At 72.0% G+C, this 25,983-nt stretch carries 32 protein-coding genes and 2 pseudogenes; 16 read left to right on the forward strand and 18 right to left on the reverse strand.

Going from position 1 to position 25,983, the window contains the following annotated elements:
• Positions 1-4 precede the first annotated feature (4 nt).
• Together nthA and OG774_RS20300 are read left to right on the forward strand one after the other, a co-directional pair.
• Positions 5-613 carry a nitrile hydratase subunit alpha gene (gene nthA, locus OG774_RS20295; protein ID WP_328303740.1) on the forward strand — a complete coding sequence of 203 codons (609 nt, stop codon included), beginning with the start codon at positions 5-7 and terminating at the stop codon, positions 611-613.
• Positions 610-1,029: a nitrile hydratase accessory protein gene (locus OG774_RS20300; RefSeq protein WP_328303742.1), complete on the forward strand. Its 420-nt coding sequence runs from the start codon at positions 610-612 to the stop codon at positions 1,027-1,029. The genes nthA and OG774_RS20300 overlap by 4 nt, the downstream gene beginning before the upstream one ends.
• Positions 1,030-1,090: 61 nt before the next feature.
• On the opposite strand, the gene OG774_RS20305 is transcribed toward OG774_RS20300, so the two are convergent.
• Both OG774_RS20305 and OG774_RS20310 read right to left on the reverse strand, forming a co-directional pair.
• Positions 1,091-1,954: a sulfurtransferase gene (locus tag OG774_RS20305; RefSeq protein ID WP_328303744.1), complete on the reverse strand. Its 864-nt coding sequence runs from the start codon at positions 1,952-1,954 to the stop codon at positions 1,091-1,093.
• Positions 1,955-2,039: 85 nt separating this feature from the next.
• Entirely contained in the window at positions 2,040-2,495 is a 456-nt protein-coding gene (locus tag OG774_RS20310; protein WP_328303746.1) for a PRC-barrel domain-containing protein, read from the reverse strand.
• Positions 2,496-3,498: 1,003 nt separating this feature from the next.
• Here OG774_RS20310 and OG774_RS20315 point away from each other — a divergent pair.
• Together OG774_RS20315 and OG774_RS20320 are read left to right on the forward strand one after the other, a co-directional pair.
• Positions 3,499-3,921 carry a CBS domain-containing protein gene (locus OG774_RS20315; protein WP_328303748.1) on the forward strand — a complete coding sequence of 141 codons (423 nt, stop codon included), beginning with the start codon at positions 3,499-3,501 and terminating at the stop codon, positions 3,919-3,921.
• A gap of 91 nt (positions 3,922-4,012) precedes the next feature.
• A complete protein-coding gene (locus tag OG774_RS20320; protein ID WP_328303750.1) occupies positions 4,013-4,444 on the forward strand; it encodes a hypothetical protein in 432 nt (143 codons plus the stop codon).
• Positions 4,445-4,458: 14 nt separating this feature from the next.
• On the opposite strand, the gene OG774_RS20325 is transcribed toward OG774_RS20320, so the two are convergent.
• The gene (locus OG774_RS20325; RefSeq protein WP_328303752.1) at positions 4,459-5,103 is read right to left on the reverse strand and encodes a hypothetical protein; all 645 of its coding nucleotides are present in this window, start codon (positions 5,101-5,103) and stop codon (positions 4,459-4,461) included.
• Between the two features lie 274 nt (positions 5,104-5,377).
• Between OG774_RS20325 and OG774_RS29855 the strand changes: the two genes are divergently transcribed.
• Both OG774_RS29855 and OG774_RS20330 read left to right on the forward strand, forming a co-directional pair.
• Positions 5,378-5,842 carry an SDR family NAD(P)-dependent oxidoreductase gene (locus OG774_RS29855; RefSeq protein ID WP_442873892.1) on the forward strand — a complete coding sequence of 155 codons (465 nt, stop codon included), beginning with the start codon at positions 5,378-5,380 and terminating at the stop codon, positions 5,840-5,842.
• Between the two features lie 51 nt (positions 5,843-5,893).
• Positions 5,894-6,037 (forward strand): hypothetical protein, encoded by a 144-nt coding sequence (locus tag OG774_RS20330; protein WP_328303754.1) that lies wholly within the window; start codon positions 5,894-5,896, stop codon positions 6,035-6,037.
• Between the two features lie 34 nt (positions 6,038-6,071).
• Here the strand turns inward: OG774_RS20330 and OG774_RS20335 are convergent, their stop codons facing one another.
• Positions 6,072-6,674 (reverse strand): TetR/AcrR family transcriptional regulator, encoded by a 603-nt coding sequence (locus tag OG774_RS20335; protein WP_328303756.1) that lies wholly within the window; start codon positions 6,672-6,674, stop codon positions 6,072-6,074.
• Between the two features lie 108 nt (positions 6,675-6,782).
• Here OG774_RS20335 and OG774_RS20340 point away from each other — a divergent pair, with 108 nt between their 5' ends.
• Positions 6,783-8,831 carry a fatty acid desaturase gene (locus OG774_RS20340; RefSeq protein WP_328303758.1) on the forward strand — a complete coding sequence of 683 codons (2,049 nt, stop codon included), beginning with the start codon at positions 6,783-6,785 and terminating at the stop codon, positions 8,829-8,831.
• A gap of 29 nt (positions 8,832-8,860) precedes the next feature.
• Here OG774_RS20340 and OG774_RS20345 read toward each other — a convergent pair whose 3' ends face one another.
• The 3 genes from OG774_RS20345 to OG774_RS20355 form a co-directional block, all read right to left on the reverse strand.
• Complete coding sequence (locus tag OG774_RS20345; protein ID WP_328303760.1) at positions 8,861-9,070, reverse strand: hypothetical protein; 210 nt, start codon at positions 9,068-9,070, stop codon at positions 8,861-8,863.
• Positions 9,071-9,282: 212 nt separating this feature from the next.
• Positions 9,283-9,975 carry a response regulator transcription factor gene (locus OG774_RS20350; RefSeq protein WP_328303762.1) on the reverse strand — a complete coding sequence of 231 codons (693 nt, stop codon included), beginning with the start codon at positions 9,973-9,975 and terminating at the stop codon, positions 9,283-9,285.
• Entirely contained in the window at positions 9,972-11,147 is a 1,176-nt protein-coding gene (locus tag OG774_RS20355) for a sensor histidine kinase (protein WP_328303764.1), read from the reverse strand. The genes OG774_RS20350 and OG774_RS20355 overlap by 4 nt, the downstream gene beginning before the upstream one ends.
• A gap of 242 nt (positions 11,148-11,389) precedes the next feature.
• Here OG774_RS20355 and OG774_RS20360 point away from each other — a divergent pair, with 242 nt between their 5' ends.
• Positions 11,390-11,734 (forward strand): DUF6223 family protein, encoded by a 345-nt coding sequence (locus OG774_RS20360; RefSeq protein WP_328303766.1) that lies wholly within the window; start codon positions 11,390-11,392, stop codon positions 11,732-11,734.
• A gap of 197 nt (positions 11,735-11,931) precedes the next feature.
• Here the strand turns inward: OG774_RS20360 and OG774_RS29860 are convergent, their stop codons facing one another.
• Positions 11,932-12,222, reverse strand: a complete 291-nt coding sequence (locus OG774_RS29860; protein ID WP_442873893.1) for a maleylpyruvate isomerase N-terminal domain-containing protein — start codon at positions 12,220-12,222, stop codon at positions 11,932-11,934.
• Between the two features lie 481 nt (positions 12,223-12,703).
• On the opposite strand from OG774_RS29860, the gene OG774_RS20365 reads away from it, so the two are divergent.
• Positions 12,704-13,726 (forward strand): L,D-transpeptidase, encoded by a 1,023-nt coding sequence (locus tag OG774_RS20365; protein WP_328303768.1) that lies wholly within the window; start codon positions 12,704-12,706, stop codon positions 13,724-13,726.
• 216 nt (positions 13,727-13,942) lie between these two features.
• Entirely contained in the window at positions 13,943-14,851 is a 909-nt protein-coding gene (locus OG774_RS20370) for an alpha/beta fold hydrolase (RefSeq protein WP_328303770.1), read from the forward strand.
• A 253-nt stretch (positions 14,852-15,104) separates the two neighbouring features.
• Here the strand turns inward: OG774_RS20370 and OG774_RS29865 are convergent.
• The 4 genes and pseudogenes from OG774_RS29865 to OG774_RS20390 all read right to left on the reverse strand — a co-directional run.
• A pseudogene (locus tag OG774_RS29865) lies at positions 15,105-15,362 on the reverse strand (HD domain-containing protein); the annotation flags it as partial.
• Between the two features lie 159 nt (positions 15,363-15,521).
• Entirely contained in the window at positions 15,522-15,785 is a 264-nt protein-coding gene (locus OG774_RS20380; RefSeq protein ID WP_328311051.1) for a YnfA family protein, read from the reverse strand.
• A gap of 59 nt (positions 15,786-15,844) precedes the next feature.
• Entirely contained in the window at positions 15,845-16,636 is a 792-nt protein-coding gene (locus OG774_RS20385) for a helix-turn-helix domain-containing protein (protein WP_328303774.1), read from the reverse strand.
• Positions 16,633-17,793, reverse strand: coding sequence for an MFS transporter (locus OG774_RS20390; RefSeq protein WP_328303776.1), 1,161 nt, complete (start codon positions 17,791-17,793; stop codon positions 16,633-16,635). The genes OG774_RS20385 and OG774_RS20390 overlap by 4 nt, the downstream gene beginning before the upstream one ends.
• A gap of 222 nt (positions 17,794-18,015) precedes the next feature.
• Here OG774_RS20390 and OG774_RS20395 point away from each other — a divergent pair, with 222 nt between their 5' ends.
• Positions 18,016-18,636, forward strand: coding sequence for a sigma-70 family RNA polymerase sigma factor (locus OG774_RS20395; RefSeq protein WP_328303778.1), 621 nt, complete (start codon positions 18,016-18,018; stop codon positions 18,634-18,636).
• Between the two features lie 47 nt (positions 18,637-18,683).
• On the opposite strand, the gene OG774_RS20400 is transcribed toward OG774_RS20395, so the two are convergent.
• On the reverse strand, positions 18,684-19,148 hold the full coding sequence (locus tag OG774_RS20400; protein WP_328303780.1) for an ArsI/CadI family heavy metal resistance metalloenzyme: 465 nt from the start codon (positions 19,146-19,148) through the stop codon (positions 18,684-18,686).
• Between the two features lie 168 nt (positions 19,149-19,316).
• On the opposite strand from OG774_RS20400, the gene OG774_RS20405 reads away from it, so the two are divergent.
• Positions 19,317-20,675, forward strand: coding sequence for a bifunctional PIG-L family deacetylase/class I SAM-dependent methyltransferase (locus OG774_RS20405; protein ID WP_328303782.1), 1,359 nt, complete (start codon positions 19,317-19,319; stop codon positions 20,673-20,675).
• 77 nt (positions 20,676-20,752) lie between these two features.
• Here OG774_RS20405 and OG774_RS20410 read toward each other — a convergent pair whose 3' ends face one another.
• Positions 20,753-21,370 (reverse strand): cation transporter, encoded by a 618-nt coding sequence (locus OG774_RS20410; protein ID WP_328303784.1) that lies wholly within the window; start codon positions 21,368-21,370, stop codon positions 20,753-20,755.
• A 65-nt stretch (positions 21,371-21,435) separates the two neighbouring features.
• Between OG774_RS20410 and OG774_RS20415 the strand changes: the two genes are divergently transcribed.
• Positions 21,436-21,762 carry an ArsR/SmtB family transcription factor gene (locus OG774_RS20415; RefSeq protein WP_328303786.1) on the forward strand — a complete coding sequence of 109 codons (327 nt, stop codon included), beginning with the start codon at positions 21,436-21,438 and terminating at the stop codon, positions 21,760-21,762.
• A gap of 33 nt (positions 21,763-21,795) precedes the next feature.
• On the opposite strand, the gene OG774_RS20420 is transcribed toward OG774_RS20415, so the two are convergent.
• The 4 genes and pseudogenes from OG774_RS20420 to OG774_RS20435 form a co-directional block, all read right to left on the reverse strand.
• Entirely contained in the window at positions 21,796-22,206 is a 411-nt protein-coding gene (locus OG774_RS20420; RefSeq protein ID WP_328311053.1) for an arsenate reductase ArsC, read from the reverse strand.
• A 30-nt stretch (positions 22,207-22,236) separates the two neighbouring features.
• A pseudogene (locus tag OG774_RS20425) lies at positions 22,237-22,506 on the reverse strand (three-helix bundle dimerization domain-containing protein); the annotation flags it as partial.
• Complete coding sequence (gene arsB / locus OG774_RS20430) at positions 22,503-23,624, reverse strand: ACR3 family arsenite efflux transporter (protein ID WP_328303788.1); 1,122 nt, start codon at positions 23,622-23,624, stop codon at positions 22,503-22,505. The pseudogene OG774_RS20425 and the gene arsB, both read right to left, overlap by 4 nt.
• Positions 23,621-24,049, reverse strand: coding sequence for an ArsR/SmtB family transcription factor (locus OG774_RS20435; RefSeq protein WP_328303790.1), 429 nt, complete (start codon positions 24,047-24,049; stop codon positions 23,621-23,623). The genes arsB and OG774_RS20435 overlap by 4 nt, the downstream gene beginning before the upstream one ends.
• A gap of 88 nt (positions 24,050-24,137) precedes the next feature.
• On the opposite strand from OG774_RS20435, the gene OG774_RS20440 reads away from it, so the two are divergent.
• The 3 genes from OG774_RS20440 to OG774_RS20450 are packed head-to-tail and all read left to right on the forward strand — an operon-like array spanning position 24,138 to position 25,953.
• Entirely contained in the window at positions 24,138-24,662 is a 525-nt protein-coding gene (locus tag OG774_RS20440; RefSeq protein ID WP_328303792.1) for an ArsI/CadI family heavy metal resistance metalloenzyme, read from the forward strand.
• A gap of 1 nt (position 24,663) precedes the next feature.
• Entirely contained in the window at positions 24,664-25,401 is a 738-nt protein-coding gene (locus OG774_RS20445; protein WP_328303794.1) for a methyltransferase domain-containing protein, read from the forward strand.
• 24 nt (positions 25,402-25,425) lie between these two features.
• Positions 25,426-25,953, forward strand: coding sequence for a DinB family protein (locus OG774_RS20450; protein WP_328303796.1), 528 nt, complete (start codon positions 25,426-25,428; stop codon positions 25,951-25,953).
• Positions 25,954-25,983 lie beyond the last annotated feature (30 nt).

Raw genomic sequence — 25,983 nt, forward strand, 5'->3', positions numbered from 1 at the left:
CGCCGTGAGCGCACCCGAGAAGGCCACCGACCACCAGGCGGAGATCGCCGCCCGCGTCAAGGCCATCGAATCCATCATGATCGAGAAGGGCCTGATGACCACCGAGGCGGTGGACAGGCTCGCCGAGATCTACGAGAACGAGGTCGGCCCACAGCTCGGCGCCAAGGTCGTGGCCCGGGCCTGGACCGACCCGGAGTTCAAGTCCCGGCTGCTCGAGAACGCCAGCACCGCGTGCGCGGAGCTCGGGATCAGCGGCCTGCAGGGCGAGGACATGGTGGCCGTCGAGGACACCGACGACGTCCACCACGTGATCGTCTGCACGCTGTGCTCCTGCTACCCGTGGCCGGTCCTGGGTCTGCCACCGAACTGGTACAAGATGCCGCCGTACCGGGCCGCGATGGTGAAGGCGCCGCGCAAGGTGCTGCGCGAGGAGTTCGGCTACGACGTGCCCGAGTCGGTGGAGATCCGCGTGTGGGACTCCAGCTCCGAGCTGCGCTACTGGGTGCTCCCCCAGCGGCCGGCCGGCACGGAGGACTTCACCGTCGAGCAGCTCGAGGCCCTCGTCACGCGCGACTCGATGATCGGCGTGGGTGCGCCGAAGGCCGCCGCGTGACCGCCCCGGAGCGCGAGGGCACCGAGATCGGCGACGCCCGCCGGCGCGTCCAGACCCTCGTGGCGGGGCTCCCGGGTGGTGAGGAGCAGGCGTCCTTCCGCGAGCCGTGGGAGCTCCGTGCCTTCGCTCTCGCGGTCGCCGCGTACCACGCCGGTCAGTACGAGTGGTCGGAGTTCCAGCTCTCGCTGATCGCGTCGATCCGGCGGTGGGAGGACGACGGCGCGAGCGCCTCCACCGAGCCGTGGAGCTACTACGAGCACTGGCTTACCGCCCTCGAGACGGTGCTCGCCGGAAGTGGTCTGCTCTCCGAGGCCGACCTCGACGACCGCACCAGGGCCGTCCTCGCCACCCCGAGGACCGCGAACCACCACGAGGCGCACCGCGAGCCGGTCGCCGTCGATCCCGCCACGCGCTGACGTGTCCCGAGGGCCCCGCCGACCGGTGACGGTGGGCGGGGCCCTCGGTGCGATCTCGTGCTCAGCCGACGGCGACGGGCAGGTCCGGGTCGGCGGTCCACTCCGACAGGGAGCCGTCGTACACGGCGACCTCCGCGCCGCTGACGAGGTAGGCGGCGAAGGCGGGCAGGGTCGCCGCGATCCCGCCGCCGCAGTACGTGACGGCCCGTTCGCCGCCCACGAGCCCGCACTCCCGGAGCTCCTCCGCGAGCGTGTCCCGGTCCAGCAACCGTCCCGTGGCCCGATCGACCAACGTGGAGCCCGGCAGGTTGCTGCTGCCGGGGATGCGACCGCGACGCGAGTACGGGCTCACCTCGGACTCGCCGCGGAACGTCGCGGGATCGAGCGCACACACCACGGTGCCGCCCGCCGTCGCCATGGCGGACACCTCGTCCGTGCGGGCCACGAGCTCGGGACGGAAGCGCGGGGTGAACGTCACCGCACCGGGTGGGGCACTCTCACCGACCTCGACGGGATGCCCGGCCTCGCGCCAGGCCCGCAGCCCACCGTCGAGCACGGAGACCCGCTCGTGGCCGAACACCCGCAGCAGCCACCAGACCCGGGTCGCCCACGCCGCTCCCGTGTTCGAGTAGACGACGACGTGGCTGCCGTCCGCGATTCCGAGCGCCGTCGCGGCCACCGCGAACGCCTCCGGCGACGGCAGGGTGAACGCGAACCGGCCCTCCGGGTCCGACAGCTCCGAGGCCAGGTCGGCGAACCGCGCTCCGGGGATGTGCTCGGCGAGGAACTCCTCACGGTGCGGGTGGACGGCGTACGGGATCCCGTCGGACGAGGTCGTCAGGTGGGTCGACGCGTCGAGGACCACGACGTCGTCGCCCAGAGCGGCCAGGTCGTCGGCGGAGAGCAACGGGGGTACGGAGGGCACGTCGCCGATGGTAACGAAGTCGCGACAGGTGTACATCTGTCGACTCGACGCTGCGCCGTCCCGGTGGCTGGCCTTCGCCCGCTACCTACCGGTCGGTGACCTCGTAGCGCTGCAGCCGCACTCCGTCCCGGCGTGGCGTGTCGACCCCCACCCGCAGCGGCTCCTCCGAGCGGCCTCTCGCCGTGTCGACGCCCCCACCGCGGTCGTCCTGTCCGGCGACACGGGTGTGGTCGCGGCCGTAGTGGCCGAAGAGGCGCCGCTCGTCGTCGGGCGAGAGCTCGTGGTCGAGGTCCTGGTGCGGCGCGTTGCGGACCTGTTCGCGGGTGTAGGGCAGGTGCAGCACCCCGTCGCGGTACTCGGCCTCGTTCAGGGGCATCAAGGAGACGCGTGAGCCGAACAAGCCGGTCGTCACCGCCACCCACTCCGGGCGCCCGGTCTCGTCGTCCAGGTACACGGCGTCGACCGTGCCGAGTTCGGTCTCCCGGTTACCGGTCACGCCGAGGCCGATCAGCTTCCCCGGATCGGACACGTTCTCGAGCATCGGGCACTCCTCCCACGTCGCTCCACCACGTCGCACGACGGTCTTCCCGATCGTCGGGGCTCACACAGCACGCCCGGCCACTGTCGGCGAGCGGCACGCACGACGTCCCGGGCGTCGAGCGGGCACGTGTTCGTCGGGGACGGCGTCGGGTAGCACGAGCGCCCGGACGGGTCGGTCTACCGGTACGAGACCCGACTGGGGCGCAAAGGCCACGGACCGCGCCGTGCGGGACCCACGAGCGAGCCGTCCGAACGCAGTCCGTGGGTCCGTTTCTGGGCGCCCGACCGCCTCGCCTGGTGGGTGGCGATCCTCTTCGTCGTCGGCTCGATCTGCTTCGTCCTCGGCGCGGCCGCGTCCCTGGTCCCGAGCCTGTTCGGCAGCCAGCACACGATGTCCGTGGTGGCCGAGATCTTCTACACGGTCGGCGCCGCGCTCTACACCGTCAGCGTGTGCGGCCAGCTGTTGGAGTACCTCAACGAGGACGACCGCATCACCGAGGAGGACGGCAGCCTGGCGCCGGAGTCGTGGCGGTGGTGGGCCTGGAGGCCGACCGAGCTCGGCTGGCTGGTGCCCTTCGTCCTCCTCGTCGGCGCCCTGGTCCTCAACTATGAGACGATCGCCGCCCTGCTCTCCGGCCTCGGGCTCGTCTCCGAGCACGTCGGCCTGTGGACGACGAGCATGCTCGGCTCCGTCCTCTTCCTCGCCGCGTCGGTGCTCCAGATCGCCGAGGTCGGCCACGGGACGCTGCGTGCACAGCCGCGGAACATCTCCTGGTGGGTCGCCGTGCTCTTCGTGATCGGGTGGACGACGGCGGATGGCCCGGCCTCGGGTCGACGTGACCGGGTGCTCGCGGCGGTCGTCGGGCCGGCCTCCGGTGCAGGACCGCACGCCGGAGGGGCTCGGGTGGCGTGTTATCGCGGCGGCCGCATCGGCAAGCCGACAGGTGCGGCGGGTTCACCCAGCATCCGGCCGCGACCGACCGACATCGACGAGGAGGACGGTCATGGCGACGAAGGCACGCGAGATCATGACGGCCGAGCGCACGTGCGCGAACGAGACCGACACCGTGCAGTCGGCGGCGAGCACGATGGAGCGTCTCGGGGTCGGGGCACTGCCCATCTGCGGGCAGGACAACAAGCTCAAGGGCATGATCACCGACCGCGACATCGTGATCAAGGTCGTGGCCGGCGGGAAGGACGCCTCGTCGGTCACGGTCGGCGAGCTCCAGCAGCCCGAGGCCGTGACGATCGGCGCGGACGACGACGCCGACGAGATCCTGGCGACCATGCGCGAGCACAAGGTGCGCCGCCTGCCGGTCATCGACGGCAACGAGCTGGTCGGCGTGATCGCCCTCGCCGACGTGGCGAAGGCACTGGACAACCCGACGACGGGGCAGCTCGTGGACGTGCTCTCGACCTCGAGCTGACGGGAGTCGAACCGGCTGTCCCGGGTAGCCCCGGACCACGAGCCGTTGAGCGAGCAGCGACCTCCTCAGAAGTCGAGACCCAGGGGTCCTGATGATCGTCGACACCGTGGTGCGCGAAGCGACGGGTACCGGCACCACCGAGCAACGACGCCGTGCCGCAGTGGCCGAGGCCGTCGACGAGGCTCTCGCAGGCGCCCGCTCGGGTCGCGCGGTGATCGCGATACGCCGGTTCGACGACGGCGCCCTCGTCGTGGCGCTGGGCGGGCACGTCGACCGCGCGACGGTGCGCGACATCGACGCGGTGCTCCGCGACGTCCACCGCCTCGCGAACCGGCACCTCGTGATCGACCTGACAGCCGCACGCAGCTGCCACGCCGGCCTGGCGCGGGTGCTCGGCCACGCGCGCATCCGCTGTCTGGTCGTCGACGCCGCCGTGACCGTGCTCAACCTGCCCGACGAGCTCCGCGACGAGTACGGCCACCAGATCGGCGGCACGGTGATCCCGGGCCCACGAGCCGGCTAACGACGACCGGGAGTTCAGGCGCCCAGCGAGAGCGTCGACGCGTACTCGGGACGGACGGCGTGCTCGCCGAGTGCGGCGGCCACGGCGCGACGGGCGGCCGTGCCGGTCAGCAGGCTCAGGTGCCCACCGGTGACCTCGACGTTGCGGGCCGCCGGGTCGATGCTCGCGTGGGCGGGGACGGTCCGGTCGGAGCGGCTGTAGATGCTGGTGAACGGCATCCCGTCCGGCAGGGGGCGGCGCAACGTGTCGCGGAAGTCGCGACAGCACGAGCCGGTCAGGCACCGCAGGGTCGCCATCCCGGGCACCCCGAGGGTGCCCGCGGCGGCGACCATCGCCGCCGCGGCCAGGGTGGGCAGGCCCAACCCGTAGAGGTCGAACGGAGCGCCCAGGGTGATCAGGCCCGCGACGTGGCCGGGAGCGGCACCGGCGACGGCGCGGGCGAACTGCCCGCCGCGGCTGTGCCCGACCAGCCACACCGGGGACCGCGTGCGCTCGGCGGCCGCGGCGGTGCGGGCGCGCAGCGCCTCGACGGTCAAGCCGGCGCACCCCATCCCCGCCCCGCCGGTGACCGGCGTGACGTCCCACCCGCGGGCTGTGAGCCACCGATTCATCGGTTCCAGCACGGGGTCGGTGGTGGCGAAGCCGCCGACGAGCACCACCGCACCACCCCGACCGGACTCGACCGAGCTCCGTTCATGACGGCGGGGGTGCGGTTCGTGGTCGTCGGGACATCGCACCACCGCTCGGCCCAGAGTCTGCAGGACAGCGGTCATCATCGAGTCGAACACGCAGGGGTCCTTCCGGCCGCGGTGACGATGCGGCTGCGGAGTTCAACCGGCGCAGGGACCAGGACTACCCGCCGGAGCCGGAGGCAGGAACGTCCTTCCTCGCGGAGCGTGCGGGTCACGTGACGCCGCTCCGTGGACCCGTAACGTGCGCCGCCGTCGGCCATTCGACCCAGGGAGAAGCAGAGGGCGACGGGAGGGCGCCGTTGCTCTGATCACCGGAGCGTCGACCGGTATCGGCAGCGGCGAGCGCGTCGGAGTCCCTGACCTCGTGGTCAACAACGCCGGAGCGGGCCGCTTCCTCGATCTCGACGAGACCGAGCCCCGCGAGCTGGAGTGCATGACGGCCGTCCCGTACTCGGCGGCGCTGTTCGTCACCCAGGAGTTCCTGCCGGACATGCTCCGACGCCGCAGCGGGTGGATCGTCAACGTCAACTCACCCGTCTCCCGGATGCCGTGGGCCGGCGCCACGGGCTATGCCGGAGCGCCGGTGGGCCCTGCGCGGGCTGACCGCAGCACTGCGACAAGACCTGCGCGGCACGGGCGTCGGGGTCAGCGAAGTCGTGCCGGCCAAGGTCGACAGCGACTACTTCGCCAACAACCCCGGCGCTGAGGAGCGCGTCCCCGAGGTCGACGCCTTGATCCCCCGCGGACACCGGGTCAGGTGGCGAGCGCGGTCGTCCGGGCGATCGAGGGAGAGCGTCGCGAGGTGCTGTTGCCCTGGCAGCTCAAAGCCTTCGACGTGGCCGGACGGATCTTTCCCCGCCTGGCCGAGAGGATCGTCGCGGTCACCGGCCATCAGCGGTGAGAGCCATCGACGGCGCTCGCCGACGGCCACGCGGTCAGCTGGGCGGCGTGGCCGCCCGGGTGAGCCACTGAGCCTGCAGGACGGCGTGCTCGCCCGGGCCGGTCGGTTGGGTGAGATGGCTCAGCACGAGTCGAGCGAGCCCGTCGACGTAGGCGTCGAGGGTGGCCGCGGTGAGGCGCGTGTCGAAGCCCAGCGCGACCATCTCGGCGGCCAGTGCCTGCTTGGCGCGGATGAGCACCGCGTCGGGACGTGCTGTGAGCAGCGGGAGCAGGCTGTCGCCTCGCGAGTCCTCGGCGTGGAGGATCGCCTTGAGCAAGGTGTTGTCGGCGCCGTGGTCGAGGGCGTGCCGGACCGCGGCGCCGACTCCGGCCACCAGGTCGGTGGGGTGAGCCCGTAGCTGGCCGGACGTGACCGCCAGGAACTCGTCGGTCTCCCTGCTGACCAGGGCGTCGCCGAGGTCCTGTTTCGTGCCGATCTCGTTGTAGAGGTGCTGGCGGCTGATGCCGGCCCGGCCGGCGACGGCCCCCATCGTGAGCGCCGACCAGCCGTCGGCGGTGGTGATCGCCCGTGCGGCGTCGAGCAGCCGATGGCGCAGCTGCGCGCGCATGTCGTCGCGGAACGTCCCGGCACCCGCCATGGCGACACCTTACATCTCGGGGCGAGGTGTCCTATCCGTTGACACTTGACGGCAATATGTCAAATACTCTCCGGGTCTCGACCGGTCACCAGGCGTGAGGAGGCGTCGATGACGACGACCACCGACCCGTCCGACGAACGACGGGTGCTCAGCGAGGACGAGTCCCGGGCGATCCGTCGCGGTGTGCCGAATCCCCGGGTACCGATGCCCGCGGTCGCGCTCCCGACCCTGGGTCTGTTCTTCGGGGCCCTCGCGCTCTGGGTCGGCGCCACCTGGCTGGTGCTCGCCGATCTCAGCCCCTGGTGGCTGGCGCTGACCATCCCGGCGCACGCCGTGGTGACCTTCGTGATGTTCACGGTGCTGCACGAGACCGCGCACCTGGCCTGTGGGCGGCTGCGCTGGGTCAACGAGGTCCTCGGACGCCTGTCGATCGTGTTCGTCGCCGCGTGGGCATCGTTCCCGGTGCTGCGCTTCGTCCACATCGAGCACCACCGCAACACCAACGAGGACCGCTTGGCCGATCCCGACGCCTGGTCGGAGCTGGGGCCGTCATGGGCGCTGCCGCTGCGGTGGATGACCCAGGATCTGTACTACTTCTGGTTCTACTCCCCGCTGATCGCCCGCCGGCCGCGCGCCGAGGTCGCCGAGCAGATCGGTGTGCTCGCGGTGGTCGCGGCCGCCTTCGCCACGATGATCCTCACCGGCCACGGCTGGGAGCTGCTGGTGATCTACGTGATCCCGCAGCGCCTCGGCATCGGGCTGCTCGCGTGGTGGTTCGACTGGCTCCCCCACCACGAGCTCGAGGCGACCGCATCGTCGAACCGGTTCCAGGCCACCCGCGTCCGGGTCGGGTGGGAACGGGTGATGAACCCGCTGATGCTGTACCAGAACTACCACCTGGTGCACCACATCCACCCGACCATCCCGTTCTATCGCTACGTCCAGGCCTGGCGGCGAGCCGAGTCCGACTACCTCGACCGCGGCGCCCCGATCTCCACCGCCTGGGGCAGCGAGCTCTCCCCCGCCGAGTACCGGGCCTGGCGCCAGATCACCGACAACATCGACCGGGATGCCGACCTGCCGCGCCGGCCGCACCGGCTGCGCGTGGCCGAGGTCCGTCGACTCACCCCCGACGCGGTCTCGATCACCTTCGACGTGCCCGGCGAACTGCGCGAGACCTTCCGGTTCCTGCCCGGCCAGAACGTCATCGTCGGAGCCGAGATCGACGGCGAGCACGTCCGCCGGAACTACTCGATCTGCACGGCCGCCGGATCCGGGGTCCTGCGCATCGCCGTCCGCCTCACCGAGGACGGCCGGTTCTCCACCTACGCGAACACCCGCCTCGCGGCCGGCGACGAACTGAGCGTCACTCCGCCCGGCGGACAGTTCGCCCTCACCCCCGACCCGGCCGCACGCCGCCACATCGCGGCCGTCGCCGCGGGCAGCGGGATCACGCCGGTGATCTCGATCCTGGCCAGCGCCCTGGCCGCCGAGCCCGGCAGCCGCGCCACGCTGCTCTACGCCAACCGCGACGCCGGATCGGCGATGTTCGCCGACGAACTGGCGATGCTCGCCCGCCAGTTCGAAGGCCGGCTCAAGGTCGTCCACTTCCACTCGCGGGCCGAAGGGCGGGACGGCGGCGCGAGCACCACCGAGCACGGGGACGTCGTGCCCGCCCGCCTCGACGCCGATCGGCTCCGCCACCACCTGCGCGATCCCCGCCTGCAGAGCGCGGAGTGGTTCCTCTGTGGCCCGTCAGCTCTGCTCGACGACGTCGAGTCCGTGCTCGAGGACCACGAGGTCCCCGCCGATCAGGTCCACCGAGAGCTGTTCGTCGCTCCGGGCGACGACCTCGACGAGGACGACCTCGCCGACGTCGTGCCCGCCACCGTGACCGTCACCAGCGGAGGAGAGCAGACGGTGGTCGAGAGCGAAGGCACCGCCTCCCTGCTCGAGACCGTCCTCGACGGCGGCGTCGACGTGCCCTACCTGTGCACCGGCGGCATCTGCGGCACCTGCCGCGCCACGATCACCCACGGCACCGTGCACATGCAGCAGAACTACGCCCTCTCCGACGACGACGTCGCGGGCGGCGCCGTGCTGACCTGCCAGTCGCGCCCCACCAGCCCGACCGTGGCGGTCGACTTCGACCGATGAGGGCCGAGCCGGCCGACGTCACCGCGAGGTCAGAGCAGGTCGGCGACGGCGACCGAGCCGGCGTCGCGCCTGGCCTTCTCGTCGACACCCTCGATGTCGGCGATCGCCCGGTAGACGACCCGGGACGGGTCGAGGCCGAGCGCCGCGACGTCCCCGTCGTCGAGCCTCTCGATGAGCGCCTTCGACGCCAGCACCTGTCCGCCGGCGGCGCACTGCTCGATCCGCGTCGCCTCGTTCATCTCGTCGCCGAGGGCGGTGATCTCGAGGCGCCCCTGGCTCGCGACCTGGCCGACGTAGAGGCTCTGGCTCGGTCCGGACTCTCATCGACGGGGCTCCTCGACTCTCGATGCTGGGTCGGTGGCCGGAGCGAGCACACGGTAGCCCGGCAGCTGGGCCCCGAGCAGGGCGACGATCCCGAGGGCGGTGAGGTCGTCGCCGACAGCCATCGCCGTCACGACGAGGGATCGGGCGGAGCGACGAGGTGGTTCTGGTAGGCGATGACGACGAGCTGGGCCCGATCGTGGGCGCCCACCTTGGACATCGCCCGCCCGACGTGGGTCCTCACGGTGGCCCGGCTGATCGTGAGTGCGTCCGCGATGTCCTCGTTGCTCAGCCCGTGAGCGACGAGTCCGACGATCTCCCGCTCGCGCGCCGTGAGCTGGTCCAGGACCGCGTGGTCGACGCGGGGGGCTCCCGGACGATCGACGAGGCGTGCCACGAGGCGGCGCGTGGGTCCCGGGGACAGCAGGGCTTCGCCACCGGCGACGACCCGTATCCCGTGGAGGAGCTGGCGGGGTTCGGTGTTCTTGACCAGGAAGCCGGCCGCTCCCACGCCGAGGGCCTCGATCACGTACTCGTCGTGGTCGAACGTGGTGAGGACGAGGACGTGGACACCGCCCAGCCCGGGATCGGCGGTGATCTCCCGGGTCGCGGCGAGCCCGTCGACCCCGGGCATCCGGATGTCCATGAGCACGACGTGGGGGTGGGTCCGACGTGCGAGCTCGACCGCGGCCGCGCCGTCCCCCGCTTCGCCGACCACCGTCATCCCGGGCTCGGCATCGATCAGCACGCGGAAGCCGCCCCGGACCAGCGCCTCGTCGTCGGCGATCAGTACCCGGAGGAGGGCGTCGTCGGTGGACGTCACCGGGCCTCCGGGACCGGGAGCTCCGCGCAGACCTCGAAGCCGCCGTCGGGGTGCGGGCCGGCCGTCAGCGAGCCGGCGAGCGCGCGGGCGCGCTCGCGCATGCCGTCGATGCCCTGTCCCCAGTCGTCGGTCGCCGGGGGCGCGGTGCCGTCGTCCCGGATGCGGAGGGTCAGCCGGGGCGGCCGATGCTCCACCGCCAGCCACACGGTGCAGGCGCGGGCGTGGCGGATCACGTTGGTGAGCGCCTCCTGGACGATCCGGTAGGCGGCCAGGTCGACGGGCACCGGCAGCGCTCGCCCGTCGACGTCGAGGTGGAGCTCGACGCGGAGGCCGGCGCCCTCGACGGTCTCGAGGAGTGCGGGCAGCCGGTCGAGCCCCGAGGACTGCTCGACGTCTCCGCTCGGGGTGCGCAGGGCCCCGAGGACGGCCTTGACGTCGGCCAGGCCCGTGTCGCAGATGCGTTTGATCGCCGCGAGGGCCTCCGCTGCCTGGCCGGGGCGCTGCTCGTGGACGTGCAGACCGACGCCGGCCTGCACGCTGATCGTCGCCATCGAGTGTCCGATCACGTCGTGCAGCTCGCGGGCGATGCGCAGCCGCTCCTCGGCGATCAGGCGGCGGGTCCGTTCCTCGCGGAACGACGTCTCCCTTTCGAGCTCGGCACGCGTGCTCGTCAGCAGGGCCCGGTAGTAGCCGACCGCCGCGCCCGCGCTCCCCGCGGTGGCGGCGAGCAGGACCGCGATCGGCACCACGCCGACGGTGGCGACATCCCCGAGGACGACGCGGATCGCCAGGATCTGGACCCCGGACGTGAGCGCCGCGCCGGCCAGGCCCCAGCGCCAGCCACGGTCCGCGGCGAGGGCGTAGCAGCCGAGCAACGGAGCCAGCGCGACGAGCCGCCCGGGGTACGGACCGACGAACCAGAGGACGACGACCACGTTGAGCCCGACGAGCGCCGCGACCGGGTATCGGCGACGGATGCCGAGCGCGCCGGCCAGCGCCGCCACCAGAGCGAACGCTCCGACGTCGAGCGCGCGTGCGTTCGTCGTCGACACCGGGCCGATCCCCGCGAGCGCGGCGACGACGACCACCGCGGCCCCCGTGACGCCGAGACCGACGTCGACCACCGCCGGTGCCGGGCGCCGGTGCGCGGCCCCGAGCGCGGTGTCGCCCATCGGTCCGCCTCCCCGCTCGAGCCCGGGGTGCGCGGCCCGTTCCTCATCCTGCGCGTCACCGAGGGGAGCACGCATCCACCCGGGAACGTGCTCCGGCCGTAGCGCTCCCGCCGTAGGTCCTACGCCCGGGAGCCGACCGTACGGCGAGCACGGCAGACCGAACAGACGCCGGCGGGCCGATGCCGGCGGGGTCGCGACGCGCGCACGCTCGGCGCCGTGCTCCCGACCAGGAAGGACTCCTGATGCTCAACGACGTGATCACCGCGCTCCGAGCCACGGACATCGCCGCCGCCGGCTACGAGCTCGGCGTCGGCCGGACCGTGCCGACCACGGCGGCGGTGGTGGGACTGGCCGCCGTGGTCGTGGGTGTGCTGGCCCTTGCTCGCCCGGGCGCGCGCATCGGACCCCTCGCGGCCCTGGTGCTCGGGCTGGTCGCCGCGCTCGTCGGCGGGCTGCACGCGGCGAGCGCCGCCGGCGGCCTCGGCACCGGAAACGGTCTGGCCGGGGCTGTCGTCGCCGTGGTCCTGGGGCTGATCGGCGCCGTCCTCGGTGGGCTCGCCCTCACGCGGTCCCGGTCGTCGGTGTGACCTTGCGTGGGCTCGCCGTCGGTGGTCCTCGAACGGGCGTGGGACAACGTCGTCGGCGGGAAGTAGTTCCTGATGTCGGGGTCCCGGAGGTGGCCGCGGCTCCTAGCGTTCGTAGTGGCTGGCCGACCGGTTCCTGGCTCTCGGATCGGGAGGGCAGCCGCCCACTGCCTTCTCGGCCACGCGACCGCATCGCACAGTCAGACGCGGCGGGGCAGGGCACCGCGAAGGCGGGCACGGAGTTGAGTGAGGGGCGTCCCGTCCGGGGCGCCCCTCACTCCCCGTCCCGCACCCAGTCGGTGTCGGTGGCGGCGAGCTCCCAGGCCCGGGGAGCACGACGTGACGGCGACGTGCGCGGCCACGTCGCGCACCCTCCAGCGCGCGCACCACGAGGGACGGTCGAGGTCCCGGTCGGACAGCCCCGCGAGCACACCCGCCGGAACGGCGCGCTGGCCGGCGATCGTCTGCCACTTCTCGTCGACGTCCATCATCGCTCCCGTCAGAGAGACGCTGGACGCCCGACCTCGTCCCCGACCTCGCCCGACTCCTCGTCAACAAGCGCTCGCCGGCGACCCCGGGAGGAGGCGATGCCGGTGTTCGCCCGGCCAGACACGCCACGGTCCCGATCTCCGCGTGGTCGATGACCTGACGTCCGTCGACGCTTGCCCCGTGGTGACATGACCCTGACCTCGATGGACGACCTCTGTGCCCACGACAGTGATTCTGCGCCGCCCTCGTGCGGCGGACGCTTCTGGTGTCACCGCCTCACGGCCCGAGGGAGCCCCCGATGATCACGACCGAACCACCACGGCGCGGCCGGACGGGGTCGGGTCGGGGAGCGTGGACGGCGCCCGTCGTGGCGGTGCTCGCGCTGCTCGCTCTCCTGAGTGGCTGCACGCTCCCCGGATCGCTGTTCGCGCCGGCGGGACACCGCCGCCGTTCTCCCTCACCACGTCCGTCCCCCCGGGTGCGGTGGACGTCGCGCCGGCCGAGCCCCTCGTCGTCTCCGCGACGGGCGGGCGGCTGACCTCGGTGACGGTCACGCCCGCCCTGAGCGGCACCCTCGACCCGACCGGCACCCGCTGGACCAGCGCCTCCCTGGCCTACGGCACCGAGTACCGGGTCCAAGCCGTCGGTGTCGACGAGGGCGGTGGCCCCGGCACCCCGCTCGACCGGACCTTCCGCACGGTCGACCCCGAGCAGACCCTCGAGGTCGCGAGCATCCGCCCGACCGACGGCCAGACCGTCGGCGTCGCCATGCCGATCTCGATCACCTTCGACGCGCCGGTCACCGACCGCGCCGCGGTCGAACGCCGCGTCTCCGTCACCACCTCGGTGCCCACCGAGGGCTCCTTCCGGTGGATGTCCGACGAACAGCTCAATTGGCGCCCCAAGGACTACTGGCGCCCCGGCACGCAGGTCACCGTCGAGGCGCGCCTGTTCGGCGTCGACAGCGGCGAAGGCCTCTACGGCGCGGAGGACACGACGTTCTCGTTCACCGTCGGGCGCGACCAGCGGGCTCGCGGCGACGTCAACGCCCACACCCTCGTGCTCTCCCAGGACGGGCAGGAGCTGCGAACCTTGCCGGCGTCCTACGGCCGCGACATCTACCCGACCCAGTCCGGCGTCCACGTCGCGTTCGAGAAGTACGAGGTCAAGCGGATGCGATCGGACACGTGGGGCGGGCCGGCCGCCGGCACGCCGGGGTTCTACGACGAGGAGCTGCCCTTCGCCGTGCGCATCTCGAACAACGGCGAGTTCGTGCACGTCAACGCCGCCACGGTGAGCCAGCAGGGCCGCAGCAACGTCTCGCACGGCTGCGCGAACCTGTCCCCGGCCGACGGCGAGTTCTTCTACCACTGGGTGCAGATGGGCGACCCGGTGGAGATCGTCGGCTCGAGCCGCCCGCTGACCACCCGTGACGGGGACATCGCCGACTGGACGATCCCGTGGGAGGAGTACCGCCAGGGCTCGGCGCTCGTCGGCGGGGCCTGAGGCACATCCCAGCCGGCGCGGCAGCGAATCCCCTGCTGTCGACGGATGCTGCGCCGGCACGGGCTTCGTCGACATGACCCGACACTGACCTCGGACCGGACCCGGAACACCCTGCTCGGCAGGCCGTCCACGTCAGTGCACTGGCGGATGTTCGTCGTCGTGCGGGGCAGCAGGATCATCACGTCGCACGAGACCCAGCCGAGCCCAGGAGCCCCGATGGACCACGCCACGCGCACCGACGAGCACGAGTACGTCAGCGAGGTCGCCGAGACGGCCCTCGGGCCGGTCGAGTACGCGGTCGCGGGCACCGGAACACCGGTCGTCGTCGTGCACGGCAGCCCCGGCGGCATCGACGCCGCCGCTCTCATGGCGCGGATCCTGCCCCGCGACCGCGTCTCGGCGATCCTGCTGTCGCGCCCCGGCTACCTCGGCACCCCGCTCGACGGACGCCTCACTATCGACGCGCAGGCCGACCTCATCGCCTCGCTCCTCGACCACCTCGGCATCGAGCGCGCCGGTGTCTACTCCTGGTCCGGGGGCGGGCCCGCCGGCTACCGGTTCGCCGTCCGTCACCCGCAGCGGGTCAACGGGCTCGTCGCGAACGCCGCGGTGAGCCAGGCGTACGAGGCGCCGCACCAGGATCTCGCCACCCGGCTGATGTTCACCACCGGCGCGGGCCAGTGGCTGCTACGGCTGCTCGCGGCCCACCAGCCCGAGCGGTACATCAAGGGGGAGCTCGCCAGCGAGGGCGACCTCACCCAGGAGCAGCTCGCCCAGCGCGTCGAGGAGGTCCTGGCCGATCCGGCCAAGCGCGACCTGGCCCTCGCGCTCGGCCCCACCGCCGTCCCCGACGCTCATCGCCGCGCGGGCTACCACAACGATCTGGACCAGTTCGCCGCGATCATCTCGCTCGAGCTCGAGAAGATCACCACACCGACCCTGGTCGTGCAGGGCACCTCCGACAGCGACCTCCCGCCTGCCCAGAGCTACTCCGCGGCGAAGACGATCCCCGGTGCCGAGCTGCTGAGCCTCGACACCGGCACCCACCTCGCCCTCTACACCCACCCCGACGCCGGCGCGGCCCATGGGCGCGTCGTGGACCTCCTGGTGCGCAGCGGCGCGTGACGTCTCGGGTCCTTGCCGAGATGGCCGATCGCGAGGCCCACGTGACGTAGTGATCGGGGCCGTAGCGCTCCCGCACCTCAGCCATGCGGTCCTCGAAGCCGAGGTCCGTGCCGCCCGGGCCGGTGGTCATGTCGCAGTACCAGAGCAGGTCGCGGAGCAGTGTCTGCTCGTCGTCGAACTCGGCGAGCTCGTCGGCAACGCCGAACTCCTCGGCCTCCGCCCATGCCGACGAGTGAAAGGCGACGAGGTCGACGGCGCGCTGCGGAGCGCCGTGGTCGCGGAGATAGCGCGCTCCGTCGAGAGGATGGAAGCCGGTGATCGCGAGGTCCGGCGCGTACCCGACGTCGTGCACCCAAGCCGTCGCCTCGAGGAGCTCACCGTCCTCACCGAGTTCGCGCGCTGTGAGCCGCGCCTTCCCAGCAACGGCAACCACATGGGACCAGCGCCTGGGTCGTGACTCTGCGAGGAGTCGCCGCGCCTGCTGTCCGGCATCCGACGGCTCGAGAGACATCTGAAGCAGCCTAGAGGCGGCCGGCTCGCGTGCGTCATCTCGACGGGGACGTCGGTATCCGTCCCACCTCGACGGGCCCGTTGAGCTGGTGCCGAGCTCTCGACTCCAGCCGCACGAGCACTCGCCTCCCTGTTCGTAAACCGGGTCGGGGCGCTCCCGTCACCGCGGGGCGTACATGATGACCCCGACTCCGACCAGGCACACCGCTGCGCCGATGACGTCGAACCGGTCAGGTCGGTAGCCGTCGAGCGCCATGCCCCAGGCCAGCGAACCGGCGACGAAGATGCCGCCGTAGGCGGCGAGGATGCGGCCGAACTGGGCGTCGGGTTGGAACGAGGCGGCGAAGCCGTAGAGGCCGAGTGCGAGCACCCCGAGAGCGGCGAACCACCAGGCCCGTCCTTCCCGCACGGCCTGCCAGACCAGTCAGGCGCCGCCGATCTCGCACAGCGCCGCGACGACGAAGAGAGCGATCGATCGCAGCGTCACGCGTCGGGCTCGCCGAACAGCTCGTGGACGAGGACCAGGGCGTCTGCCGGTGCCCGCACTTCCATGGTGGGTGGGTCACCGAAGTGCAGGCTGAGGTCGAAGAAGCTGCAGCAACCGGACTCGGCCGCGGCGAGCTCGGCGAGTTCGCCGACGTGGGCCCTCGCCGGGTCGAAGGTCAACCTGACCCCGTCCGGGATGGCGACCCGACCTGTCACCGCGGTGAGAGCCGCTCGCCACCGGTCGGCACGCTCGGTGCGCTCGGAGCCGTCGAGGGTGCAGACGATGGCGGGACCGTCGTTCGTAGACGCGAGGGGCAGCGCCATGAGGTTGGGCGCTGTCGGATGGTCCTGACCGAGGAAGGCGCAGGAGGGGTCGCAGGGACCGTCCCGATCGATGGCCGCGAGTTGCTGCTGGGCGCGCTGGAGCCGGCCCGCGAAGTCGCGGAGCTGGGCGATGCGTTCCTCAGTGTCGGCGAGGTGGCGCTCCAGCAGTGGCGCGAGCTCCCCTTGGACGTCCGAGCACAGGCCGTGCTCCCACGGGTCGAGCAGACGACGTATCTCGGGCAGCGGCAGACCGAGGCTCTTCGCCGTGCCGATGAAGTTCAGCCGGTCCACCGCGTCGTCGTCGAAGAGGCGGTAGCCCGAGGACGATCGCCGTGCGGGAAGGAGACCTTCCGAGTCGTAGAAGCGCACCGTGCTCGCCGGGACCCCGCTGCGACTCGCCACCTCGGACACCTTCAACCCGTTCACCTCATCGACGCTAAACCTCGAAGTCGACTCGAAGGTCAAGCTCGAGACCGGGTCAGGCGGGTGAACGCGAGCACACATGCCCAGGCCCCGGTCGCGACGACGAGGAAGGCGACGAAGACGCCGTCGTAGCCGAGCTGCGGGGCGAGCGTGGCCGCGCCGACGGGTGCGACGAGGCCGGCGATGCCCCAGCTGGTGAACACGAGGCCGTAGGTGGTGCCGAAGCGTTCGGCCGGGACCACGTCTGAGGTGGCCGCTGGCGTCAGTGTCGATAGCGCCCCGTATTGGATGCCGAGCAGCAGCAGGGCGGCCAGGGCGAGGGCTCCGCTCGCGCCGAGAGCCAGGGGGATGCAAGCGAGCACCAGCAGCGCCGAGTTGGCGTGGAGTGCGGCGCGCCGGCCGATGCGGTCGGAGAGGGGGCCGGCGATGAGCCGGCCCACGAAGTTGCCGAGGTTGAGCAGTACCACCGCGAGCGTCACGACGGCCACGTCTCCGGCGAGACTTCCAGCCTGGGCGAAGGCCGCGAGAGCGGGAGCGCTGCCGAGGCCGAAAGCCAGCCACAGGGCGATGACGGGCCGGCTCGGGCGGGTCGGTCGGACACTGCGGTCGCGCGGTCGACGTGAGGTGGGCACTCCGCCAGATACGAGCGTGGCTGCGATGGCGAGCAGGACTCCGAGCACGCCGGCGAGGACCACGAAGGTCCAGCTGCGACCCACGGCGGCCAGCAGCGCTGATGCAAGCGGGGCGAGGACGGCGGTGCCGGCGGCGTAGGCGCTGACGACCAGGCCGAGGGCGAGGCCGCGTCCGGAGGCGACGGTGCCGGCGACGCGGACGGCGGTGGCGTAGCCGAGGCCGGTGGAGCCGCCGACCAGGACGCCGAAGGTCAGGAACAGGACGATTGCCGAGGTGGCGGCGGCGCTGCCCAGCAGGCCGAGCACGGTGCCGCCGAGGGCGATCAGCGCGAGCCGGCGCGGTGGGAACGCATCCGCTGCTCGTCCGCCCGCCAGGACGCCGAGCATGAAGGCGGCCAGGCCGACGGAGAAGACGCCGGCCAGCAGCGCGTGGCTGACGCCGAGGTCCCGGCCGAGGGAGTCGGTGAAGACGTCCCAGGCGAACAACGGGCTGACGGCGAGGTCGAGCAGGACGGCGCCTGTGAGTGCGCGTCGCTTGCTGGCCGTTGCGGCGCCGGTTTCGGCCACGGATCACATGGTGACGGCTGAGTTGCTGCATCGTCGCTCAGACGCGGATCTCGAGTGGCGCCACGGCCGACCCTCCGTAGCAGCGGCGCCGGGTTCCCCGTGGCAGTAGCGGCGTGTTCACCCCAACTGCCACGCGCGCCAGGCCGCGAGATCGCTGTCGCGGTGCTGCGTCCTTTCGACCGGTCTGCCGTCTGTGGGACTGTCCATCTCTATCCCGCACCCATGACGGGGGTCGGCGTGACAACATCAACTCATAAGCCTGTGGTCGACCCGGGCAGCCGGACGGAGGACGTCTGGCGGGAGTTCGGGGCGCAGCTGCGCGCGTTCGTGCACCGACGGGTCGCCGATCCGCAGCGCGCGGAGGACGTCCTCGGTGAGATCGTCCTGCGTATCCACCGCAGCCTCGGTCGCGTCGAGGACCAGGAGCACCTGACGCGGTGGGTCTATCGGATCACCCGCAACGCGATCGTCGACGAGTACCGGCGGGCCGAGCGAGAGCGTGCCCGGGAGCGCGCTCTGCCCGACGACGCTGCTGAGCTAGCCGGCGAGGTCGACGACGAGGATGACCCGACGGTGCTCCGGGAGCTGGCGGCTTGCATGCGGCCGCTGCTCGAGGGGTTGCCACCCGAGCAGCGCCGAGCGTTGGAGCTGACCGATCTGGAGGGGCTGACCCAGGTCGACGCTGCCGGACGCGAGGGTGTGTCGGTCTCGGGGATGAAGTCGAGGGTGCAACGTGGCCGGCGTCGACTGGCGGAGTTGCTCGGTCGGTGCTGCGAGCTGACCCTCGACGCGCAGGGCACGCCGATGGACTACACCCGGCCGCCCGGCTGTCGGTGTGGCTGAGTCCCGGGTCGGGGTCCCGCTGACGGCGGGACCCCGACCCGGCGCCGTCAGCTGCAGCACGTTCCGCCGTCGGCGGCGGCCTTCGCCTCGCACGAGGCGGCACACACCGATGTCGATTCCCCGTCGGGGTTGGTGGCCGAGTCGTCGGTGACGGCGTAGTACTCCCACCAGCCGGTAGGGGTGTCCGGAGCGGTGACGAACACCTTGTCCTGTGCGGCGTGGCAGCACACGTCGTTCTCGGCCAGCGTCGCTTCGAGACCGGCCCCTCGGAAGCGGGTCAGGGCAGCGGTCACCTCCTCGGAGGTCTCGGCCTCGACCCCGAGGTGGTTCAGCCGGTCTCCGTCTCCCGGCTTCTCGATCAGCACCAGCTTCAGGGGCGGGTCCTCGACGGCGAAGTTGGCGTAGCCCTCGCGCTGCTTGTGCGGCGGCACGCCGAACATCGCGGTGTAGAAGGCCGTCGCGGCCGCGAGGTCGGTGACGTTGAGCGCGAGCTGGACGCGGGTGGTGGGCATGGTGGGCCTCCCTGATCTGCGGCAACCGGCCGAGTCCTCCCCCGTCGAGCGCCGCTTGTCGTGGTGTCACCGCTACTGACGGCAGCAGAGGGCGAGGGACGCAGCCTGCGTCCTTCGTCGGGGGTCGTCGTCAGTACCGGCGTCACAGGACGTCTCGGAGGTGCCGCCATGAACGGACAGCTGCAGGCCGTGCCGGAGGACTGGAATCGGGCGATGGCCATCGTCGCCCACCCCGACGACCTGGAGTACGGCGCGGCCAGCGCGATCGCGCGCTGGACCCGGGCCGGCCGGTCGGTCGCCTACGTCATGGTCACCGACGGCGAGGCCGGGATCGACGGTCTCCACCCGCTCGAGGCTGGGCCGGTGCGGCAGAAGGAGCAGGTCGCGAGCGCCGCACTCGTCGGAGTGGGCGACGTGGCCTTCCTCGGACACCACGACGGCGTCGTCGAGGGTGGCCTGGACCTGCGCCGCGACATCGCCCGCGAGGTTCGCCGGTTCCGCCCCGAGGTGCTGGTCACCGCGACCTTCGAGCTGACCTACGGCATGGGCCCCGGGCAGCACATCCTGAGCCAGGCCGACCACCGGGCCGTCGGCGTCGCGGTCCTCGACGCCACGCGCGACGCTGGCAACCGGTGGATCTTCCCGGAGCTGCTCGACGAGGGCTACGCGCCGTGGGACGGGGTGCGCCACGTCTACGTGATGGGCGCGAACGAGCAGTTGAAGGCCAAGCACCGGGCTCTCTGGGCCGCGGGCGACTACCCCGCCGTGGCCACCGATCTCATCCCGACACTCGGGCCGACGCTCGTCGAATCGTCCGGCGTCCGCGCCGGCCACCGGGTGCTCGATGTCGCCGCCGGGTCGGGCAACGCCGCGATCCCGGCGGCCGCCACCGGCGCCTCGGTCGTCGCCTCCGACCTCACCCCCGAGCTGTTCGGCGCCGGCCGGCGGATCGCAGCGCAGCGGGGTGTCGCCCCGGAATGGGTCGAAGCCGATGCCGAGGCCCTGCCGTTCGCCGACGCGAGCTTCGACGTCGTGCTGTCCTGCGTCGGGGCGATGTTCGCGCCCCACCACCAGGCCACCGCCGACGAGCTGATCCGTGTCACCCGCCCGGGTGGCACCATCGGGACGATCAACTGGACACCGCCCGGCTTCATCGGGCAGCTGTTCGCGACGATGAAGCCCTACGCGCCACCGCCGCCGCCCGGCGCGAGCCCCGCCCCGCTGTGGGGCGACGAGGAGCACGTGCGCGCCCTGTTCGGCGACCGCATCACGGATATCGACGTGCAGCGGCGCACCGTCGTCATGGAGCACAACGGCGACCCCGCCGGGTTCCGGGAGTACTGGAAGCGCAACTACGGCCCGACGATCGCGGTGTACAAGCACAACGCCACCGACCCGGACCGGGTCGCCGCGCTCGATCGCGACTTCCTCGAGCTGCTGACCACCTGGAACGAGGCGGACACGCCGGGACGCACCAGGTACCAGGCGGAATACCTCCTGGTGACCGCGCGGCGCAGCCTCACCTAGCGTGAGAGGTTCGGGCGCCCGTTCACCACCCGCCGCACCTGACCGTTCGGATGCCGTACGGGTCGGCCGGGGGAGGATCAGCAGCTCTCACCGCGCCACGTGCGGGTGCCGGCGTGGACCGCGACCGCGGCCAGGATCAACGCCGCCATCGGGTCGGCCCACCAGACGCCGAAGGCGACGTTGAGGAACAACCCGACGAGGATGGTGGCCGACAGGCCCGCACAGATCAGGTGCTGTGCTCCTTCCCCGGCCGTCGCCGCCGACTCGGCCAGCACACCGAGGCGCCGCTTGGCCCGCCCGAACAGCGGCATCAGCACGATCCCGACCGCCGCCAGCGCCACGCCGACCCAACTCCCCTCAGGAGGTGTGCCGGTGAGCAGCTGGGAGAGCGCCGCCACGACGAGGTAGGGCGCGAGCAGGAAGAAGCTCGTCGCCACGATCTTCTGGGCGTGCTGCTCGGCCGCGGCCGAGCCGATGCGCCGCCCGGTGAAGCGCCAGACGATCACGCCGCTGCCCAGACTCTGCACGGCGCTGTCCAGCCCGTAGCCCAACAGAGCGATCGAGCCGGTCGAGAGGCCCGCGATGATCGCGACGACACCCTCGACCGCCAGCCACACCAAGCTCGCCCACGACACCCGCCGGATGCGTGACGCGAGCGCCGTCATGCGCGCGTCCGACACTGGAGGAACAGCCACCCTCCGGACGGTAGCGGGCTTCCCCGTTGGCATCCAGAAATCCCGATGCCGCTAGGCTGGGGGTCGTGGCAGAGCCGGACGTCGCCGAAGTCGAGCGGTGCCGCGCGCTGGCGGTGCAGTGGGCGCCGGTGCTGCAGGCGCTGGGCAATCCGGACCGCCTGTTGATCGTGCTGTGGCTGACCGACGGGGCTCAGTCGGTGCGCGAGCTGCAGGCGGTGACCGGCCTGCCGCAGTCGACCGTCTCCTACCACCTGGGGCACCTGCGCGACGCGGGCCTGGTGACCGCGGAGGCCGAGGGTCGCAGCAATCGCTACCGGCTACGCAGTCCCGACCTCGACCGCGTGGCGACCATGCTCGGCGCACTCGCACCGGCGACGCCGGGCGAGGACTGACCTCGACCGCCAAGCGGGCACACGAGCCCCGACTCAGCGGGCAGCGGGGACGAGCTCGGCGAGCAGGGCCCGGACGCGCTGGTCGATGTCGTCGCGGATGGGGCGGACGTCGTCGGCGCCCTTGCCGGCGGGGTCGGTGAGTTCCCAGTCGAGGTAGCGCTTGCCGGGGAAGATCGGGCAGGCGTCGCCGCAGCCCATGGTGATGACGACGTCGGCGGCTTCGACGACGTCGGTGGTCAGTGGCTTGGGGAACTCGCGGGAGAGGTCGAGGCCGAGCTCGGCCATGACCTCGCGGACTGCGGGGTTGATCTCGTTGGCCGGGGTGGAGCCGGCGGAGCGGACGTGGACCGTGCCTTGGGCGTGGTGGTCGAGCAGGGCGGCGGCCATCTGGGAGCGGCCGGCGTTGTGCACGCAGACGAACAGGACCTCGGGGACGTCGGACACCAGTACTCCCTGGGCTTGGGCGGCGGCGGTCAGGCGCTCGCGGGCGAACCGCTCGGAGAGGACGGTCAGGTGGTTCGTGATCCTCGCGGTGGCCGACAGCAGCTCGTGGGATTCCACGAGGCAGGCCGCGACGGTCTCGGGGGAGAACACCCCGGGAAAGCGCTCGGCGAGCACCTCGGCGGTGTGAGCGAGGTGGTGGTCGGTGGAGAGCAGGCTCAGCGCCTCGAGGTCGCGTCGTGGCGGAACGACGGGACTCGCCGGGCCGGTGGTGGGGTCGGGGTGGACGGCGTCGTTGCTCATCCGTGTGCTCCTGATCCGGTGGGCTCCACGTCCCCGGTGCGGGGCGGGAAGAGTCGGCGGCGCAGCCACAGCGACACGTAGACCAGAGCGACCAGGACCGGGACCTCGATGAGCGGGCCGACGACTCCGGCGAGGGCTTGCCCGCTGGTGGCGCCCCAGGTGGCGATGGCGACGGCGATGGCGAGTTCGAAGTTGTTGCCGGCGGCGGTGAAGGCGAGGGTGGTGGTGCGTTCGTAGCCGAGCCCGACGGCGCGGCCGAGGGCGTAGGAGCCGGCCCACATCAGCGCGAAGTAGATCAACAGCGGCAGCGCGATCCGGACGACGTCGAGGGGCTGGCTGGTGATGGCATCGCCCTGGAGGGCGAACAACACGACGATGGTGAACAGCAGCCCGTAGAGCGCAAACGGACCGATGCGCGGCAGGAACTTCGCCTCGTACCACTCGCGACCCTTCGCCCGCTCCCCCAGACGTCGGGTCAGATAGCCGGCGAGCAGCGGGATGCCGAGGAAGATCAGCACCGATCTGACGATGGCCCAGGCCGACACGTCGAGACCCGCCGTCGGGAGCCCGAGCCAGCCGGGCAGCACGGCGAGGTAGAACCAGCCCAGGGCGCCGAACGCAATCACCTGGAACAGCGAGTTGAGCGCGACGAGCACGGCGGCGGCTTCGCGGTCGCCGCAGGCGAGGTCGTTCCAGATGATGACCATGGCGATGCAGCGCGCGAGCCCGACGACGATCAGCCCGGTGCGGTACTCGGGCAGGTCGGGCAGCAGCAGCCACGCGAGGGCGAACATCAGCGCCGGCCCGAGCACCCAGTTCAGGATCAGCGAAGAGACCAGGAGCCGCTTGTCGCCGGTAACGGTGTCGAGGCGGTCGTAGCGGACCTTCGCCAGCACCGGATACATCATGATCAGCAGCCCGAGCGCGATCGGGAGCGAGACTCCGTCGATCGCGACCGCGCCCAGGGCCTCACCGAGCCCTGGGACGAGCCGGCCCGCGAGCAGGCCCACGACCATCGCGGCGAGAATCCAGATCGGCAGGAACCGGTCGAGGGTAGAGAGCTTCGCGACGACCCCGGCCTCGCCCGGGTCGTTGGAGGTCAGGTTCTCGGTGCTCACGCCTCGACCACCGGAAGGGCCTCGCGGTCGGCGGGCACCGCGGCGGGCGAGTCCTGGGCGGTGGCGGGCACGAGCACCGCGGAAACCGTGGCGAGCAGCTCGGGTCGCACGCGGTAGTAGACCCAGGTGCCGCGGCGCTCCCCGGTGATCAGCCCGGCCTCGCGCAGCACCTTCAAGTGGTGCGAGATCGTCGGGCCGGACAGGTCGAACACGTCGGTCAGGTCGCAGACGCACGCCTCGCCGCCGACGTGCGAGGCGATCAGCGAGAGCAGCCGCAGCCGCACCGGGTCGCCCATCGCCTTGAACACCCGCGACAGCTCGATCGACTGCTGCGCCGAGAGCGGTTCACGCGCGAGCGGCTCGCAGCACCCCACGACCTCGGCGAGCTGGGCCAGCACCCGCTCCTCGTCACCCTGCTTCGACATACGTCTACCTTGACACCCGTCGAAACGAGGCGCAAGGTTGACTGCCTCGACAGACGTCGAAACAAGAGATGAACACTAGGAGGCAATCATGTCCCGTGTGCAGCTCGCCCTGCGGGTCTCGGACCTGGAGGGCTCGATCCGCTTCTACTCGTCGCTGTTCGGGGTGGAGCCGGCCAAGCGCCGCCCCGGCTACGCCAACTTCGCCGTCACCGAGCCCCCGCTGAAACTCGTGCTCCTCGAGGGCGAGGCGGACCGTCCCACGGTGATGGATCACCTCGGGGTCGAGGTCGGGTCGACCGACGAGGTCCACGACGCCACCGGGCGCCTCTCGACGCTGGGCCTGTTCACGCAGGTCGAGGACGACACCACCTGCTGCTACGCCCGCCAGGACAAGGTGTGGGTGCAGGGCCCCGGCCACGAGCCGTGGGAGGTCTACACCGTCAAGGAGGACTCCCAGGTCTACGGCACCACCGGGATCCTCACCACGATGCCCGACGACGCCAGCGCCGAGAGCGCCACCGGTCAGACCGCCTGCTGCTCGCACGACGAGGCGCCGATCGAGCCCGGAGTGACCGTCACCGAGGCCAAGACCGCGTCTGGTGCGGATGCGTGAGATGACGCGGGACGGGTCAGCCGCGGCGCGCGAGCGGGTCCGCGCCCGCTACGCCACCGCGGCCGGCCAGGTCCGGGCCGGCCGGACACCGAGCTGCTCCGAGGCCGACCCCACCGGCATGTGCGGCGACGCCTACGACCCCGGCCAGCTCGCGGACGCCGGGGGTGCGGGTGCGGCCAGTCTGGGCTGCGGCAACCCGCTCGCGGTCGCCGAGCTCGTCGCCGGGGAGACCGTGCTCGACCTCGGCTCCGGCGCCGGGCTGGACGTGCTGCTCTCCGCCCGCCGCGTCGGACCCGACGGGTTCGCCTACGGGCTGGACATGACCGACGAGATGCTCGGCCTCGCCCGCGAGCACGCCCGGGAGGCCGGCGCCACCAACGTCGAGTTCCTGCACGGGCACATCGAGGCCATCCCGCTGCCCGACGCCTCGGTCGACGTCGTCATCTCCAACTGCGTGATCAACCTGTCGGCGGACAAGCCGGCCGTGTTCGCCGAAATCGCCCGTGTCCTGCGACCCGGCGGACGCCTCGGGCTCTCCGACCTCACGACCGACGACCAGGCCGACGCCGCCACCCTGGCGGAGGCGGCTGCGTCGGTCGGGGCCATCACCGGCGTCCTGCGCCAGAGCGCCTACCGCGCCGAGCTGGAGGAGGCCGGGCTCACCGACGTCGCCATCACCGCCACCGGTGAGGTCGCCGCCGGCGTCTTGTCCGCCATCATCCAGGCCTCGCGCCCCTGAACCAGCCAGGCGCACACTCGACCGATGGACCGGCAGGCGGTTCACCAGGAGCTCGACCGCACGCGGGCGACCTTCCACGACCTGCACGCGCAGGCGACGCCCGCCGACCTGCAGCGCCGCTCGCACGGCACCCGGTGGAACAACCAGCAACTGCTGTTCCACATGCTGCTCGGCTACCTGATCATCCGGGCTCTCGGGAACCTCGTCAGGCTCTTCGGGCGGCTGCCGCCCGACGTGAGCCGCGCCTACGCCGCCGTCCTCGACGCCGGCACCCGCCCGTTCGACGTCGCCAACTACGTCGGCTCCTGGGCCGGCGGCACCGTGCTGGGCCGTCGCGGGCAGACCGCGCTGTTCGACCGCGTCATCGACGCCCTGCACCACCGCCTCGACGCCGAGACCGACGCCGACCTCGCCCTCGGGATGCACTACCCCACACGCTGGGACCCGTTCTTCACGCCCTACATGACCCTCGCCGACCTCTACCGCTTCCCCACCCGGCACTTCGACTTCCACCGCCGACAGCTCACCCTCCACCCGAGCGAGCAGCGCTGAACTGCCAGCAGCTCCGGCCCCGAGCCGGGC

Source organism: Actinomycetospora sp. NBC_00405, assembly GCF_036044095.1.
Classification (GTDB): Bacteria; Actinomycetota; Actinomycetes; order Mycobacteriales; family Pseudonocardiaceae; genus Actinomycetospora; species Actinomycetospora callitridis.